We start from the raw sequence: 14669 nt of genomic DNA on the forward strand, positions 1-14669 counted from the left end.
TCCTCGGTGCTTTCCAGGTTCCCGCTTCCGCGTTTCCCTTTCCGGCGAGTCCGACTCTATCAGATCCTTTCGGGCCTGATTCCCAGTCAGTGGGGGTTGTCTTCACGGCTGTTGGGCCGTTCCGACGAGTGAGACTTTAGCGGATTCCTGGCTCCCGAGCTAATCGGGGGCTGCGTCCTTTCGAACGCGGATTCCTCATTTCGCAAATACACATGCCAAGGGCACGACGACGGGTCGTCGATTGTTGGTGTTTACCTGCGGAATGGCTGTCCGGGGACCGACCGGGGTCGGCGCTCACGTCGGACAACCCGGAGAACACTACGTAGGGGCTCGGGGTGTGTCAACTCGCTGTCGGCCGGCCTCCCGGAGGCGTAGCCTGACGCCCATGACTACGCGTACGTGTCACCAGCAGTGGTGGGCCGCCTGACGGCGGCCGTACTCACGTATGTACTCGACGGCCGCCGCCCTGGCGGCCGTTCTCGTTTCTCCCTTCTGAGGGTCGGCCGGCCGGTGGCGGCGGTCCTGATCAGGAGGTGGAGAGATGACACGGGTCTTCAGCGGGATCAAGCCGACGGGGCATCTGACGCTGGGGAACTACCTGGGGGCCGTGCGGCGGTGGGCCGACGTCGACCAGCACCGGACGGACGCGCTGTTCTGCGTCGTGGATCTGCACGCGCTGACCGTGGACCACGATCCGGCGCGGGTGCGCAGGCTCAGTCGGCAGGCGGCGACGCTGTTGCTGGCGTCGGGGCTGGATCCGGAGCTGTGCACCGTCTTCGTACAGAGTCATGTCGACGAGCACGCGCGACTGTCGTATCTGCTGGAGTGCGTGGCCACGGACGGTGAGATGCGACGGATGATCCAGTACAAGGAGAAGGCGGCGCGGGAGCGGGAGCGGGGCGGGAGTGTCCGGCTGTCGCTGCTGACCTATCCGGTGCTGATGGCGGCGGACATCCTGGCGTACGGGACCGACGAGGTGCCGGTCGGGGACGACCAGACGCAGCATGTGGAGCTGACGCGGGATCTGGCGGTGCGGTTCAACCAGCGGTACGGGCAGACGTTCGTGGTGCCGCGGGCGACCCCGCCGAAGGTCGGGGCGCGGGTGATGAATCTGCAGGACCCGACGTCGAAGATGGGGAAGACGGACGACGTCGGGCCGGGGATCGTCTATCTGCTGGACGAGCCCGATGTGGTGCGGAAGAAGGTCATGCGGGCCGTGACCGACAGCGGGCGGGACGTCGTCTACGACCGGGAGGCCCGGCCTGGGCTCGCGAATCTGCTGGAGATCCTCGCGGCCTGTCGGGGTGGGAACCCCGAGGACCTGAGCGGTGTATATGAATCGTACGGAGCACTCAAGAAGGACACCGCAGAGGCCGTGGTCGAGCTCCTCAGGCCCGTACAGGAGAGGCACAAGGAGTTGTGCGCGGATCCCGCGTACGTGGAGGGGGTGCTGCGGTTGGGTGCGGAGAAGGCCAGAAAGTTGGCTCGGCCGAGGGTGGATGAGGCGTATCGGGCGATCGGTCTTCTGGCCGGTTGACCGCGGGCGGCGTCAGCTGTTGTTGCCGGAGGCCAGTTCGCGGCTGCGGTCGCGGGCGGCCTCCAGGGCGGCGATCAGTGCGGCGCGTACTCCGTGGTTCTCGAGTTCGCGGATGGCGCTGATCGTCGTGCCGGCGGGAGAGGTGACGTTCTCGCGGAGCTTGACGGGGTGTTCGCCGCTGTCGCGGAGCATGGTGGCCGCGCCGATGGCGGACTGGACGATCAGGTCGTGGGCCTTGTCGCGCGGCAGGCCGAGGAGGATGCCCGCGTCGGTCATGGCTTCGACCAGGTAGAAGAAGTACGCCGGGCCGGAGCCGGACAGGGCGGTGCAGGCGTCCTGCTGGGACTCGGGGACGCGGAGCGTCTTGCCCACGGCGCCGAAGATCTCCTCGGCGTGCGCGAGATCGGCCTCGCTCGCGTGGCTGCCGGAGGAGATGACGGACATGGCCTCGTCGACGAGGGCGGGGGTGTTCGTCATGACACGGACGACGGGGGTGCCTGCGGGCAGGCGCTCCTCGAAGAAGGAGGTGGGGATGCCCGCCGCGCCGCTGATGACCAGGCGGTCGGCGGGGGTGTGCGGGGCGAGTTCGTCGAGGAGGGTGGCCATGTCCTGGGGCTTGACCGTGAGGATGAGCGTGTCGGCGGTCTTCGCGGCTTCGGCGTTGGTGACCGGGGTGACGCCGTAGCGGGCGCGGAGGTCTTCGGCGCGTTCCGGGCGGCGGGCGGTGACCAGGAGGTCCGCCGGTGCCCAGCCGGCTCGGATCATTCCGCTGAGCAGGGCCTCGCCGATCTTGCCGGTGCCGAGGACTGCGACTTTCTGGCTCATGGTGCGGGTGCCCTCCGGGGGGTGCGTCGTCCTGGGGCCATCCTCGCACCGGGGGCGGGCGTCCGGCTCGGCGTGTCCGGTGGGCGGAACGTGCGGGTGCGCGCGGTGGGCAGTCGGTGGGCGCTATGTCGTCCGGCGCCTCAGGGTGGCCGCTCCCAGGGTCAGGACCAGCAGGGCGCAGCCGGCGACGATCGCGATGTCGCGGACGAAGGTGGCGGTCATGTCGGTGTGGAGGAGGACTTCGTTCATGCCGTCGACGGCGTAGGACATGGGGAGGACGTTGGAGATGGCTTCCAGGGCGGGGTGCATCTCGGGGCGGGGGGTGAACAGGCCGCAGAGGAGGAGCTGGGGGAAGATCACGGCCGGCATGAACTGGACGGCCTGGTACTCGGAGGAGGCGAAGGCCGAAACGAAGAGCCCGAGGGCGGTGCCCAGGAGGGCGTCGAGGAGGGCGACGATCAGCAGCAGCCAGGGGGAGCCGATGACGTCCAGGTCGAGGAACCAGACGGCCAGACCCGTGGCGAGGGCGGACTGGATGATCGCCAGGGTGCCGAAGGCCAGGGCGTAGCCGGCGATGAGGTCTCCCTTGCCGAGGGGCAGGGAGAGGAGGCGTTCCAGGGTGCCGGAGGTGCGTTCTCGGAGGGTCGCGATCGAGGTGACCAGGAACATCGTGATCAGCGGGAAGATGCCGAGGAGTGAGGCGCCGATGGAGTCGAAGACGCGTGGGTTTCCGTCGAAGACATAGCGCAGCAGGAACAGCATCACGCACGGGATGAGGATCAGCAGGGCGATCGTGCGGGGGTCGTGGCCGAGTTGGCGGAGGACTCGGGCGGCTGTGGCGGTCGTACGGGAGTAGCTGAGGGCGGTCGCGCGGGACGCCATGGGAGCGGTGGGCACGGTCGTCTTCCTTCCCGGCTCGTGCGGGTGGTCGGGCTTCGTCGCGTGCGGCTTCGGGGCGGTGGTCATCGCGCCGGCTCCTTGGGGTGGGCGTGGGCGTCGGCTGCCGTGGGGGCCGTGGTCGTGGTCTGGGTGGCCTCGTCGACCAGGCGGAGGAAGGCCGCTTCGACGGTGTCCGTGTGGGTGCGGGTGCGGAGGGCCTCGGGGGTGTCGTCGGCGAGGATCTCGCCCTCGCGCATGAGGAGGAGGCGGTGGCAGCGCTCGGCCTCGTCCATGACATGGGAGGAGATGAGGAGGGTGGCCCGGCGCTCGGCGGCGATGGTGTGGAAGAGGGTCCACAGGTCGCGGCGGAGGACGGGGTCGAGGCCGACGGTGGGTTCGTCGAGGACCAGGAGTTCGGGGGTGCCGAGGAGGGCCACGGCCAGGGAGACGCGGCTGCGTTGGCCGCCGGAGAGGTTGCCGGCGAGGGCGTCGGCGTGGGTGGTGAGGGCGACGTCGGCGATGGCCCGGGTGACGTTCTCGTCTCGGCGGTCGGCGGCGGCGTGGCCGGGGTCGAGGATCGCGGCGAAGTAGGCGAGGTTCTGGCGGACGGTCAGGTCGTCGTAGACCGAGGGGGCCTGGGTGACGTAGCCGATGCGGGAGCGGAGGGTGGCGTCGCCTGCGGGGTGACCGAGGACGTTCAGCGTGCCGGTGACCTTGGCCTGGGTGCCGACGATCGCGCGCATCAGGGTCGATTTACCGCAGCCCGAGGGGCCGAGGAGGCCAGTGATCTGGCCCTGGGGGACGGTGAAGTCGAGGGCGCGGAGGATCGTGCGGGGGCCTCGGGCGACGGTGAGGCCGTGGGCCTGGATGGCGGGGAGGGGAGGGGAGCCGACGGGGGTGGGGGCTTGGGGTGGCGGCTCGTTCGGCGAGTAATTCATCATGTGATGAATATTGCGCAGGGCGGGGGCCTCGTCAAGGGTGGGCGGCGCGAGGGGAGGTGGGTGGGGCGGTGCGAGGCGGGGGGTGGGTGGGGCGGTGCGGCGGCGCGGTGGTTTCGGGGTGTGTCGGTGGCTGTGGTGCAGGGGATGTTCGCCGGGATCGGGCTGTTGTTGGTGGCGGGGCAGCTCTCTGCCATGGGGGACGTGGCCGCGCCCGGTGGTGGGGGGATCGAGAGGCTTGCGGGGGTCGGGGCGTTGCCTGGCGCCGTCGTTCCCGGGGCGCTGGTGGTCGGGGGTGCCACCGTCGTCGTACTGGTGGTGTGGCCTCGGTGGCGGTGGGGGGCGCGTCGGGTGCCGGGGGCGTTGGTGGCCGTCGGGGGTGCGGCTCTGGTGACCGGGGTGTTCGACCTGGGGGTGCGGCGGATCGAGGTGCGGGGGCTGTGGGCGGCCGTGCGGGTGCCGTCGGGGGTGACCTGGGGTTGCTGGTGGAGGTGGAGGGCGTCGGGATTGTGTTCGCTCTCGCGTTGATCGCTTCCGCCGAGTCGTTGGTCGGCGCCGCGGCCGTGGATCGGCGGCAGGGCGGTGCGGGGGCCGACCACGACCGGGAGTTGGTCGCGCAGGGCGCCGGCGACGTGGTGTGCGGGGTGCTCGGGGCGCTGCCCACGGCGGTGTTCATGGTGCGGAGCGGGGCTGGACGCGGCGGCTCGGGGGATGTGCGGGCGGGGGCGGTGGTGCGGGCCAGGGTCTCGCGGGTGCTGGCCGGGGTGTGGTTGTCGGGGTTCGCCGCGCTGCTGTCCGGGGGGCTCGGGATGGTTCCGGTCGCGGCGGTGGCCGGGGTGTTGGTGCACATGGGGTGTCGGCTCGTGCCCGTACGGGAGGTGGGGTGCTGTGGCGGGGCGGGATCGCGGCGAGTTGGTGGTGCTGGGGGTGACCGCCCTGGCGATCGTTCCCCTGAGCCTGTGCGAGGGGGTGCTGGTGGGGCTCGCGGTGGCAGTGGTCAAGACCGCGTGGGACATCAGCCAGGTGCGGGTGGAGGTCGAGGACCGGGGCGATGCGGGGGTGGTGGTGCGGGCGGCCGGGAACGCGACGTTCTTGCGGTTGCCGAAGTTGCTGGACGCGTTGGAAGGGGTGCCTCTGGAGCGGGGGGTGCGGCTGGAGTTGGGCGGGCTGTGGCAGGACAGGTGGGTCAGGGAGGGGTGGGTCAGGGGCGGATGGCGAGGAGTAGGTCTACGTCGTAGGTCTCTTCGATGGTTTCGGTGGGGAAGAGCTCGCGGAGGTGGGCTCGTTCCTCGGCGAGGAAGACGGTGGTGGCCTCTTTGCCGAGGACCAGGAAGCCCGAGTGGCTGGCGATGTTGGCCAGGTGGGTGTCCAGGGAGACCTTGCGGCTCCAGCGGATCTGGCGGCGGGTGAAGTCGAGGCGGCCCGCTATGTCTTTGAGGGCGGCGGGGGCGCCGGAGCCGCTCTTCTCGATCGGGGTGCCGGGGTCCACGCCGAGGAAGCGGTGGATGCGGGTGGTGGCGTCGGCGATCCAGGGGATCTCTACGGCGTCGGTGTTCCACCAGAGGGCCAGTGCGCCGCCGGGGCGGAGGACGCGCAGGGCTTCCGGGACCGAGCGGGTGGGGTCGGTCCAGTGCCAGGACTGGGCGTAGGTGAGGAAGTCGGTGGAGGCGGTGGCGAGGGGGAGGGCGTTGCCGTCGCCTCGGACGAGGGGGATGTGGGGGTGGGTGCGGCGGAACTGGGCGGCCATGCCGGGGCCGGGTTCCACGGCGAGGACGTGGGCGCCGCGGGTGTGGAGGAGGGTGGTGGAGATGCCTGTGCCGGCGCCTACGTCGACGGTGCGGGAGCCGTGGAGGGGGCGCGGGGAGAGGGCTTCGATGGTGTCGAAGAGGGCGGGTGGGTAGGAGGGGCGGTTTGCCGCGTACTGGGCTGCGGCGGTGTTGAAGGAGTGGGCTCGGGTGGTGTGGGAGGGGTGGGGGCGGGGGCGGGAGGTGGTCATGGGGACATCGTGGCTCGGTGGGAGGGGGGTTGGGGAGGGGTTGGTCGCCCCCGCCGCCCCTACCCGTCCCGTCCTTCAGGGGCTGTGCCCCTTCGACCCCCATGAGCGCCTGATCGCTCGGGGGTGGGGTTGGGGGGCGAGTACCGCTTCGGTGGGGCTGGTCACGCAGTTCCCCGCGCCCCTTACGGGGTGCTTCTGGTGCGCTTTGCCGGGTTTCCTGTGCGCTTGGCCGTACGGCGGGCGTACTGGTCGCGGGCCGTGGTGTATTCCGCGCGGTGGAGGGATTCGCCGGGGGCCTCCTTCAGGGAGCGGAGGAAGTAGGCGGTCAGGGAGCCGAGGAAGCCGATGGTGAGGAGGCCGCGCAGGGAGGACTGGCGGGCCGGGTCGGGGCGCTTGGTGTAGGCGCCCCAGGTGTGGCCGAAGGCCAGGGCGCTGCAGACGGCGAACATGACGATGACCAGGATGCTGACGAAACCGCCGACCGCGGCCAGTTGCAGGCCCTCGTAGGCCAGGCGCAGCACGAAACAGGAGGCGACCAGGGTGGCGAGTGAGCCGAGGGTGACGGCCGCGCGGCGGGGCGTGTAGTTGCCGTCGTGGTTCAGCCAGGTCGTCCCGAAGAAGCGGATGGGTTCGGGGTGGGGGCCTGTGGGGGTCGCCTGGGGGGCCGGTGTCGCCTGGGGTGCCGAGGGCCCTTGGGGTGCGGGGGAAGACTGGGGTGCCGGGGAGGTTTCGGTTTCCTGGGGCTGGTGCTGGTGCTGGTGTGACTTCTGCTCCGGCTCCCGCTTCGGCTTCCGCCTCCGCTCCGCCTGCTTGTTCTTCGGTTTCTGGCTCACGGATCGATTATGGCTCCGGGCGATTTCGGCTCCCATGGAACCGTCGCCCGTCGCGCGCGATCCCGGGGCCAGCGCGTGCGGCGACACGGCGTCCTGGGTCACGGCGTCACGCACCCGCGAGGGCACGAGGGGCACGAGGCCACGGCCTCACACATCATGGGACACGGGGCCACGGGCCCATGCGGTGGCGAGGCCGACGGCACAAGGTCCCGAGATCACGAGGCCATGGCGTCACAAACCACGGGATGACAGGGCCACGGACCACGCGATGGCGAGGCCGACGGCACAAGGTCCCAGGATCGCGAGGCCGTGGCGTCACACATCACGGGATGACGGGAGCCACGGCCCACGGGTGGCGAGGCCGACGGCACGAGGTCCCGAAATCGCGAGGCCGTGGCGTCACACATCACGGGATGATCGGGGCCACTGGCCACGGGCCACAGGCCGCGTGGTGGCGGGGCTCGCGGCACGAGGTCGCGGCGTCACGCAGTCGGCGTCGATGCATCCGCTCGCCACCCCTGACCCGCACTCCCCCAGGCCACTCCCCGCCCCGGCCAACCGCGCACCCCGACCTCAGTCAACCGCAGCCGACCCGACCCCAGTCAGCCTCGACTGGCCCGGCCGCAGTCGGCCGCGCTGGCCCGGCCGCAGTCAACCCCAGCCAGCCCGACCCCAGGCAGCCTCGCCACCCTGACCCTGGCCCACCACGTACCCCAAGCCGGCACAGGAGCGGGGGCCGGCCCCAGTCAGCCGCGGCCAGCCCGACCCAGCCAACCGCAACCGACCCGACCCCAGTCAGCCGCGACTGGCCCGGCCCCACTCGACCCCAGCCGGCCCGGCCCAGGCAGCCGCGGCTGGCGCAGCACAGGGCCGGCCGTGGCCGGCCGGTGGCCTCAGCCGCAGCGGCCCGCTACGTAGCCGTCGCTGCCGGTGTAGACGTAGGCGTCGGAGATGTACTGGCCGTCGGCGATGTTGTCCCAGACGTTGGTGGTGCCGTAGGGGCCGGAGATGGTCTGGCCCGGGGTCTGGCAGTAGATCGGCACGCTGGCGCCCTCGGAGAGGACGCGGACGACGCCGTAACTGGTGCTGGGGCCGCTGCGGACGTTGAGGCGGACGCCCGGTGCGACCGAGTAGTAGCGGACGGCTGCCGTGACCGCCGCCGTGGTGGCCGCGACCGCGACGGCCTGCTCCCCCTCGCCGTCCCCCGTGATCTCTTCGGCATGCTCGACAGACATGGCTGAACTCCCCCCGTTTGAAACCCGTTTGAAACCCCGTTTGGTCCCCATGCAGGCCATGGGGACCCTTTGATACCCCTGAATCAGGACACACACACCTGTGCGTTTTTCGCACGTGAAGGCTAGCAAGCCGCCTCTGTCCCGTACGTGTCATCGACTAGGCTCCGAGCGTCGCGCGAGCGGCCGAAACAGCACGGGGGTGGACCCATGGCACCACAGCGGGGCACCGGGTCGGGAGCGGAAGCGGAACTTCCCGAGTACGCCGGTCAGTACCGTCTGGGGTCGCGTCTGGGTTCCGGTGGCATGGGTGTCGTCCATCTGGCCACCTCGACCTCGGGACTGCGGCTCGCGGTGAAGGTCGTACACGCCGAGTTCGCCAAGGACCCCGAGTTCAGAGGCCGTTTCCGGCAGGAGGTGGCCGCCGCCCGGCGGGTCAGCGGTGCCTTCACCGCACCGGTCGTCGACGCCGACACCGACAGTCCCCGGCCCTGGATGGCCACCCTCTTCATCCCTGGTCCGACCCTCGCCGAGCACGTCAAGCGGAACGGGCCCATGCCGCCGGGGCAATTGCGGCGGCTGATGGCCGGGCTCGCGGAGGCGCTGCGTGACATCCATCGCGCCGGGGTGGTGCACCGGGATCTCAAGCCCAGCAACGTGCTGCTCGCCGAGGACGGCCCCAAGGTCATCGACTTCGGGATCTCCCGGCCCAAGGACAGTGAACTGCGCACCGAGACGGGGAAGTTGATCGGCACACCGCCGTTCATGGCACCTGAGCAGTTCCGGCGGCCCCGGGAGGTCGGGCCCGCCGCCGACATCTTCGCCCTCGGCTCGGTCACCGTGCACGCGGCCACCGGACGCGGGCCGTTCGACTCCGACAGCCCCTACGTCGTCGCCTACCAGGTCGTCCACGACGAGCCGGACCTCACCGACGTACCCCCGAACCTCGCGCCGCTCGTCCGCGCCTGCCTCGCCAAGGAGCCCGAGGACCGGCCCACGGCGGACGAGCTGATGCACGAACTCCGGTCCGTGGCCGCCTCGTACGACACCCAGAGCTTCATACCGACCCAGCGGGAGAGAGAGCGGGCGCGGGAGAAGGAGAGGGAGAGGGAGAGGGAGGGCGCGGGGTGGGCCTCCGCGGGGACGGGGCGGGCCGACGCCGACACCCGATCCGGCCACGCCACCCGATCCGGCCGATCCGGCCGATCTGACCGATTCGGCCAATCCGCCTACGCCGCCTACGCCGCCGACAGCGCTACGGGCGAGGGTGGGGGCGCGGGCGAGAGCGAGCGCGCCGGCGCAGGTACGGGCGAGGGCGCCGGAAGCGGCGGCGAGGCCGGTGCGGGATCGGTGTCCGGTGGCGCGGGTGCCGGCACCGGACACGTCCGCAGCGGTGGGCGGATGCGTAAGCGGGCCGTGCTGGCCGCCGCCTCGCTGGTGCTGGTCGCGGGTGGGGGGTTCGCCTCGGCGCGGGTGCTGGGGGGCGACGGGGGCCAGGCGGACGGCGGTACGGCCACGCCGCGGGCCAGCGGTGCCGCGGCCGCCGCGCCCGTTCTCGAGGCCTGGGCCACCAAGCCGGCGGCGAAGAAGCAGAGCGTGCCGCAGTGCTCGTACGGGGCGGGGAAGCTGTTGTGCCGGCAGCCGGGGCTGGTCTCCGCGCTGGATCCGGCGGACGGCAGCGTGCTGTGGCGGCACACGGTCGACGGGGACGACGTGGTGGGCCCGGGTGACCCGCCCGTCGAGTCGGGTGGGCTGGTGCACGTGCTGACCGACCAGGGGCGTCGGGTGCAGGCACTCGATCCCGGCACCGGTGCGGTGCGGTGGGAGCGGGACGTCTCCGCGTACGCCGGCCGGCGGTTCGCGGGCGGGACGCTGCTGCTGACCGCCACCGACGGGACGGTCACCGGTCTGGACAGCGCCACCGGGGAGGCGAGGTGGAGCCGCCGGATCCCCGGCCAGCCGGAGGCGTACTTCACGTCGTTCGACGGGGACCGGTGGGCGTACGTGGCGAGCGTCACCGGTACGGGGGCGGGGGCGCGGACGCGGGTCACGGCGGTGGACCCGGAGACGGGGGACGTGCGGTGGGACGCCCGGCTCGACGGTCACCTGGAACCGGTGGGCGCCCAGGACGGCGCCCTCTACCTCACCGAGATCGGCGGCGCCTACGACGACACGGTCGCCGTGGTCCGGTACGACCCCGGCAGCGGGAGCAAGGAGAGCGGCAAGACCGTCCGGGTCGCGCTGCCCGTGCGGCTCGAACAGGTGCGCGCGGTCGTGCGCGGTGACGTCGTGTATCTGCTGAGCGGCGCGGGCGGTTCGCTCGCGGCCGTCGACATGGCGACGCGCAAGCAGCTGTGGCGGACCGAGACGGGGGTCGCGCGGAGTTCGGCGCCGGTCGCCGACGACCGGCATGTGTACTTCTCCTCGTCCGACGGGCGGCTGCTCGCCGTGGACGTACGGAAGGGCCGGATCAGCGGGGACACCCCGTCGCGGCTCGGGGACTCCGGCCGGGTCACCGGCTCGCTGCCCGAGCCCGTCGTCATCGACGGCCGTATCTGCACGGGCGCGCTCGACGGGACCGTACTCGGACTGGACGGAAACGATCCGGCGGGCTGGTGACACGGTCGGACGACCGGCAGACAACAGGCAGAGGGCCGGCAGGTGGTACGACTGAGGGCCGCTCCCCGGCGGGCGGGGGCGGCCCTCAGTCGTACTCGTACAGCCTCGGCGCGGACCTCAGCCCAGCTTGCTGACGTCGCGCACCGCGCCCTTGTCGGCGCTGGTGGCCATCGCGGCGTAGGCGCGCAGCGCGGCCGAGACCTTGCGCTCGCGGTTCTTCGGGGCGTAGACGCCGTTCAGGGCGGCCTCGCGGCGGGCCAGCTCGGTGTCGTCGACCAGCAGCTCGATCGAGCGGTTGGGGATGTCGATACGGATGCGGTCGCCGTTCTCGACGAGGGCGATCGTGCCGCCGCCGGCCGCCTCGGGCGAGGCGTGGCCGATGGACAGGCCGGAGGTGCCGCCGGAGAAACGGCCGTCGGTGATCAGCGCGCAGGTCTTGCCGAGGCCCCGGCCCTTGAGATACGAGGTCGGGTAGAGCATCTCCTGCATACCGGGGCCGCCCTTGGGGCCCTCGTAGCGGATGACGACGACGTCGCCCTCCTTGACCTCCTTCATGAGGATCTTCTGCACGGCCTCCTCCTGCGACTCGCAGACGACGGCCGGGCCCTCGAAGGTCCAGATGGACTCGTCGACGCCGGCGGTCTTCACCACACAGCCGTCGACGGCGAGGTTGCCCTTCAGCACCGCGAGGCCGCCGTCCTTGGAGTAGGCGTGCTCGGCGGAGCGGATGCAGCCGCCCTCGGCGTCCTGGTCCAGGGTGTCCCAGCGCTCGGAGGTGGAGAAGGCCTCGGCGGAGCGAACGCAGCCGGGGGCCGCGTGCCACAGCTCGACGGCCTTCGGCGACGGGGAGCCGCCGCGCACGTCCCAGGTCTTCAGCCAGTCGGCGAGGGAGGGGCTGTGGACGGAGTTCACGTCCTCGTTGAGCAGGCCCGCGCGGTGCAGTTCGCCCAGCAGGGCGGGGATGCCGCCGGCGCGGTGCACGTCCTCCATGTAGTACGTGCGGTCCTTGGCGACGTTCGGCGCGACCTTGGCGAGGCACGGCACGCGGCGCGAGACCGCGTTGATCTCGTCGAGGCCGAAGGGGACGCCCGCCTCCTGGGCGGCGGCCAGCAGGTGCAGGATCGTGTTGGTGGAGCCGCCCATGGCGATGTCGAGGGCCATGGCGTTCTCGAAGGCCGCGAAGTTCGCGATCGCGCGCGGCAGGACCGTCTCGTCGTCCTGGTCGTAGTAGCGGCGGGTGATGTCCATGACCGTGTGGGCCGCGTCGATGTACAGCTGTTTACGGGCGGTGTGGGTGGCCAGGACCGAGCCGTTGCCCGGGAGGGAGAGGCCGATGGCCTCGGTCAGGCAGTTCATCGAGTTGGCGGTGAACATCCCCGAGCAGGAACCGCAGGTCGGACAGGCGTTCTCCTCGATACGGAGGATGTCCTCGTCCGAGATCTTGTCGTTCACGGCGTCGGAGATCGCGTCGACCAGGTCGAGCGTGCGGACCGTGCCGTCGACGAGGGTGGCCCGGCCGGACTCCATCGGGCCGCCGGAGACGAAGACCGTCGGGATGTTGAGCCGCAGGGCGGCGTTCAGCATGCCCGGGGTGATCTTGTCGCAGTTGGAGATGCAGATCAGGGCGTCGGCGCAGTGGGCCTCGACCATGTACTCCACGCTGTCCGCGATCAGGTCGCGGGAGGGAAGGCTGTACAGCATGCCGCCGTGGCCCATCGCGATGCCGTCGTCCACGGCGATCGTGTTGAACTCGCGCGGAATGCCGCCCGCCTCGCGGATGGCCTCGCTGACGATCCGGCCGACCGGCTGGAGGTGGGTGTGGCCGGGCACGAACTCGGTGAAGGAGTTCGCGACCGCGATGATCGGCTTGCGGCCGATGTCCGCGCCCGGTACACCGGAGGCGCGCATAAGGGCGCGGGCGCCCGCCATGTTGCGGCCGTGGGTGACTGTGCGGGACCTCAGCTCGGGCATCGCGCTCGCCTCGCTCCTTCGGAGAGTAATGACTGAGGTCGAGCGTACGCCGGTTATCCAGTGGGCGGACACATCGTCCGAAATACGGGATGCGCGTCTCGATTTTCAACTGCGGGCCGGTGGGGGCTGGTCGCGCCCACGCGGCGGAGCCGCATATCGACACAGCCCCGCGCCCCTCAGGAACCGGGGCCGGTCAAGTGGGCCTGCACCACCGGGGCCACCCTCTCGATGATCCGCTCCGGGTCCGCCGACGCCAGTGGCTCAACCTTGATCACGTACCGCAGCATCGCGATGCCCACCAGTTGCGCGGCGGCCAGTTCGGCCCTCAGCTCCGCGTCGGGGACGTCCAGGCGGTCGGCGATACGGCGGAGGACCTGGGTGGCGATGATGCGGCGGAAGACGGCGGCGGCGGCCTCGTTGTTCACGGCGGAGCGGACGATCGCGAGCAGGGGCTTACGGGTCGCCGGGTTCTCCCAGACGCCGAAGACGAACCGGGTGAGCCGCTCCCCGACGCCGTCGAGAGGGCCCTCCTCGACCGCCCGGGGGGCCTCCATGGCCGGGGCGAAGGAGAGCGTGACGGCCGCCTCGAACACCTGCTCCTTGGTGCCGAAGTAGTGGTGCACCAGCGCCGAGTCCACCCCGGCGGCCTTTGCGATGCCGCGTACGGACGTCTTGTCGTAGCCGCGCTCGGAGAACTCCTCGCGGGCCGCGGCGAGGATCCGGTCACGGGCGGCCGGGGTGTCGGCCGCTTCCGTACGGGAGGGCCGGCCCCGGCGGCGGGGGGTGGCCGAGGTCACGGCCGGGGCACCCGCACGGCGGAGGCGAGGTGCAGCCGGGTGAAGGCGAGGGCCTCCGCCAGGTCGGCCTCGCGCTCGGCGGCGGACATGGCGCGACGGGTGTTGACCTCGATCACGACGTGACCGTCGAAACCGGTCCGGGCGAGACGTTCCAGCAGCTCGGCGCAGGGCTGGCTGCCGCGGCCCGGGACGAGGTGCTCGTCCTTGGCCGACCCCTTGCCGTCCGCCATGTGCACATGGCCGAGCCGGTCGCCCATCCGGTCGACCATGTCCAGCGCGTCGGTGCGGGAGGTCGCGGAGTGGCTGAGGTCGATCGTGAAGTGCCGGTAGTCGTCCTTCGTCACGTCCCAGTCGGGCGCGTAGGCGAGCATCTCGCGGTCGCGGTAGCGCCAGGGGTACATGTTCTCGACGGCGAACCGGACGTCCGTCTCGTTCGCCATCCGCCAGATCCCGGTGACGAAGTCGCGCGCGTACTGGCGCTGCCAGCGGAACGGGGGGTGGACGACGACCGTGCTCGCGCCGAGTTTCTCGGCGGCGGCCTGGGCGCGCTGGAGCTTGACCCACGGGTCGGTGGACCACACGCGTTGGGTGATCAGCAGACAGGGGGCGTGCACGGCGAGGATGGGGATCTGGTGGTAGTCGGAGAGGCGGCGCAGGGCCTCCAGGTCCTGGCTGACCGGGTCGGTCCAGACCATGACCTCCACGCCGTCGTAACCGAGGCGTGCGGCGATCTCGAAGGCCGTGGCCGTCGACTCCGGGTACACGGAGGCCGTGGACAGGGCGACCTTCGCATCCGGGATCCGTACGGGTTCTGCCACGCCGCACAGCCTAACGGGGTGGGTTTGCTCGTGTGGGCCTGGGGCTGGTTGTCGGCCGGGGGTGGGGACTCTCGCCTGTGCGCCGTTGGGGTCCCCCGTACGTCGGCGGGTGCGGGTGAGTGGGGCTTCTCGCGCAGTTCCCCGCGCCCCTGAAGAGCCGGGGCTGCGCCCCGTGCTCTTCGGGCCGAAAAAGCAGGGGCGCAGCCCCGCTTTTTCAGGGGCGC

Annotated in this window: 13 protein-coding genes; 4 read left to right on the top strand and 9 right to left on the bottom strand. The window is 71.4% G+C overall.

The genetic code is table 11. The annotated features are described in order from the left end of the window. Positions 1 to 541 precede the first annotated feature (541 nt). On the top strand, positions 542 to 1537 hold the full coding sequence (gene trpS / locus ACZ7MG_RS43525) for a tryptophan--tRNA ligase (protein ID WP_471390636.1): 996 nt from the start codon (positions 542 to 544) through the stop codon (positions 1535 to 1537). A 12-nt stretch (positions 1538 to 1549) separates the two neighbouring features. Here the strand turns inward: trpS and proC are convergent, their stop codons facing one another. From proC to ACZ7MG_RS43540, 3 genes are all read right to left on the bottom strand, one after another. After that, positions 1550 to 2362 (bottom strand): pyrroline-5-carboxylate reductase, encoded by an 813-nt coding sequence (gene proC / locus ACZ7MG_RS43530; RefSeq protein ID WP_471390633.1) that lies wholly within the window; start codon positions 2360 to 2362, stop codon positions 1550 to 1552. Between the two features lie 123 nt (positions 2363 to 2485). Continuing rightward, positions 2486 to 3244, bottom strand: a complete 759-nt coding sequence (locus ACZ7MG_RS43535; protein WP_471390675.1) for an ABC transporter permease — start codon at positions 3242 to 3244, stop codon at positions 2486 to 2488. 80 nt (positions 3245 to 3324) lie between these two features. Continuing rightward, positions 3325 to 4182 carry an ABC transporter ATP-binding protein gene (locus tag ACZ7MG_RS43540; RefSeq protein ID WP_471390630.1) on the bottom strand — a complete coding sequence of 286 codons (858 nt, stop codon included), beginning with the start codon at positions 4180 to 4182 and terminating at the stop codon, positions 3325 to 3327. 126 nt (positions 4183 to 4308) lie between these two features. Between ACZ7MG_RS43540 and ACZ7MG_RS43545 the strand changes: the two genes are divergently transcribed. After that, the gene (locus ACZ7MG_RS43545; RefSeq protein ID WP_471390678.1) at positions 4309 to 4707 is read left to right on the top strand and encodes a hypothetical protein; all 399 of its coding nucleotides are present in this window, start codon (positions 4309 to 4311) and stop codon (positions 4705 to 4707) included. A gap of 35 nt (positions 4708 to 4742) precedes the next feature. Continuing rightward, positions 4743 to 5417, top strand: a complete 675-nt coding sequence (locus tag ACZ7MG_RS43550; RefSeq protein ID WP_471946855.1) for a SulP family inorganic anion transporter — start codon at positions 4743 to 4745, stop codon at positions 5415 to 5417. On the opposite strand, the gene ACZ7MG_RS43555 is transcribed toward ACZ7MG_RS43550, so the two are convergent. From ACZ7MG_RS43555 to ACZ7MG_RS43565, 3 genes are all read right to left on the bottom strand, one after another. Next, positions 5381 to 6175 carry a class I SAM-dependent methyltransferase gene (locus ACZ7MG_RS43555; RefSeq protein WP_471390624.1) on the bottom strand — a complete coding sequence of 265 codons (795 nt, stop codon included), beginning with the start codon at positions 6173 to 6175 and terminating at the stop codon, positions 5381 to 5383. The two genes, ACZ7MG_RS43550 and ACZ7MG_RS43555, sit on opposite strands and share 37 nt — an antisense overlap. A gap of 182 nt (positions 6176 to 6357) precedes the next feature. Next, positions 6358 to 7008, bottom strand: a complete 651-nt coding sequence (locus ACZ7MG_RS43560) for an EamA/RhaT family transporter (RefSeq protein WP_471390621.1) — start codon at positions 7006 to 7008, stop codon at positions 6358 to 6360. Between the two features lie 893 nt (positions 7009 to 7901). Further along, on the bottom strand, positions 7902 to 8243 hold the full coding sequence (locus ACZ7MG_RS43565) for an SH3 domain-containing protein (protein ID WP_471390619.1): 342 nt from the start codon (positions 8241 to 8243) through the stop codon (positions 7902 to 7904). Between the two features lie 207 nt (positions 8244 to 8450). Here ACZ7MG_RS43565 and ACZ7MG_RS43570 point away from each other — a divergent pair, with 207 nt between their 5' ends. After that, complete coding sequence (locus ACZ7MG_RS43570; protein ID WP_471390616.1) at positions 8451 to 10859, top strand: serine/threonine-protein kinase; 2409 nt, start codon at positions 8451 to 8453, stop codon at positions 10857 to 10859. Between the two features lie 117 nt (positions 10860 to 10976). Here the strand turns inward: ACZ7MG_RS43570 and ilvD are convergent, their stop codons facing one another. From ilvD to ACZ7MG_RS43585, 3 genes are all read right to left on the bottom strand, one after another. Next, positions 10977 to 12830: a dihydroxy-acid dehydratase gene (gene ilvD / locus ACZ7MG_RS43575; RefSeq protein WP_471390614.1), complete on the bottom strand. Its 1854-nt coding sequence runs from the start codon at positions 12828 to 12830 to the stop codon at positions 10977 to 10979. 176 nt (positions 12831 to 13006) lie between these two features. After that, on the bottom strand, positions 13007 to 13627 hold the full coding sequence (locus tag ACZ7MG_RS43580; RefSeq protein WP_471390611.1) for a TetR/AcrR family transcriptional regulator: 621 nt from the start codon (positions 13625 to 13627) through the stop codon (positions 13007 to 13009). Continuing rightward, entirely contained in the window at positions 13624 to 14445 is an 822-nt protein-coding gene (locus tag ACZ7MG_RS43585; RefSeq protein ID WP_216591553.1) for a sugar phosphate isomerase/epimerase family protein, read from the bottom strand. The genes ACZ7MG_RS43580 and ACZ7MG_RS43585 overlap by 4 nt, the downstream gene beginning before the upstream one ends. Positions 14446 to 14669: the final 224 nt, after the last annotated feature.

This window comes from Streptomyces sp. NPDC107538 (assembly GCF_055657445.1).

Excerpts from the sequence above, each read along its gene's own strand:
- ACZ7MG_RS43555 (WP_471390624.1), bottom strand. The coding sequence starts at position 6,175 with ATGACCACCTCCCGCCCCCGCCCCCACCCCTCCCACACCACCCGAGCC.
- ACZ7MG_RS43570 (WP_471390616.1), top strand. The coding sequence starts at position 8,451 with ATGGCACCACAGCGGGGCACCGGGTCGGGAGCGGAAGCGGAACTTCCC.
- proC (WP_471390633.1), bottom strand. The coding sequence starts at position 2,362 with ATGAGCCAGAAAGTCGCAGTCCTCGGCACCGGCAAGATCGGCGAGGCC.
- ACZ7MG_RS43540 (WP_471390630.1), bottom strand. The coding sequence starts at position 4,182 with ATGATGAATTACTCGCCGAACGAGCCGCCACCCCAAGCCCCCACCCCC.
- ACZ7MG_RS43565 (WP_471390619.1), bottom strand. The coding sequence starts at position 8,243 with ATGTCTGTCGAGCATGCCGAAGAGATCACGGGGGACGGCGAGGGGGAG.
- ACZ7MG_RS43535 (WP_471390675.1), bottom strand. The coding sequence starts at position 3,244 with ATGGCGTCCCGCGCGACCGCCCTCAGCTACTCCCGTACGACCGCCACA.
- ilvD (WP_471390614.1), bottom strand. The coding sequence starts at position 12,830 with ATGCCCGAGCTGAGGTCCCGCACAGTCACCCACGGCCGCAACATGGCG.
- trpS (WP_471390636.1), top strand. The coding sequence starts at position 542 with ATGACACGGGTCTTCAGCGGGATCAAGCCGACGGGGCATCTGACGCTG.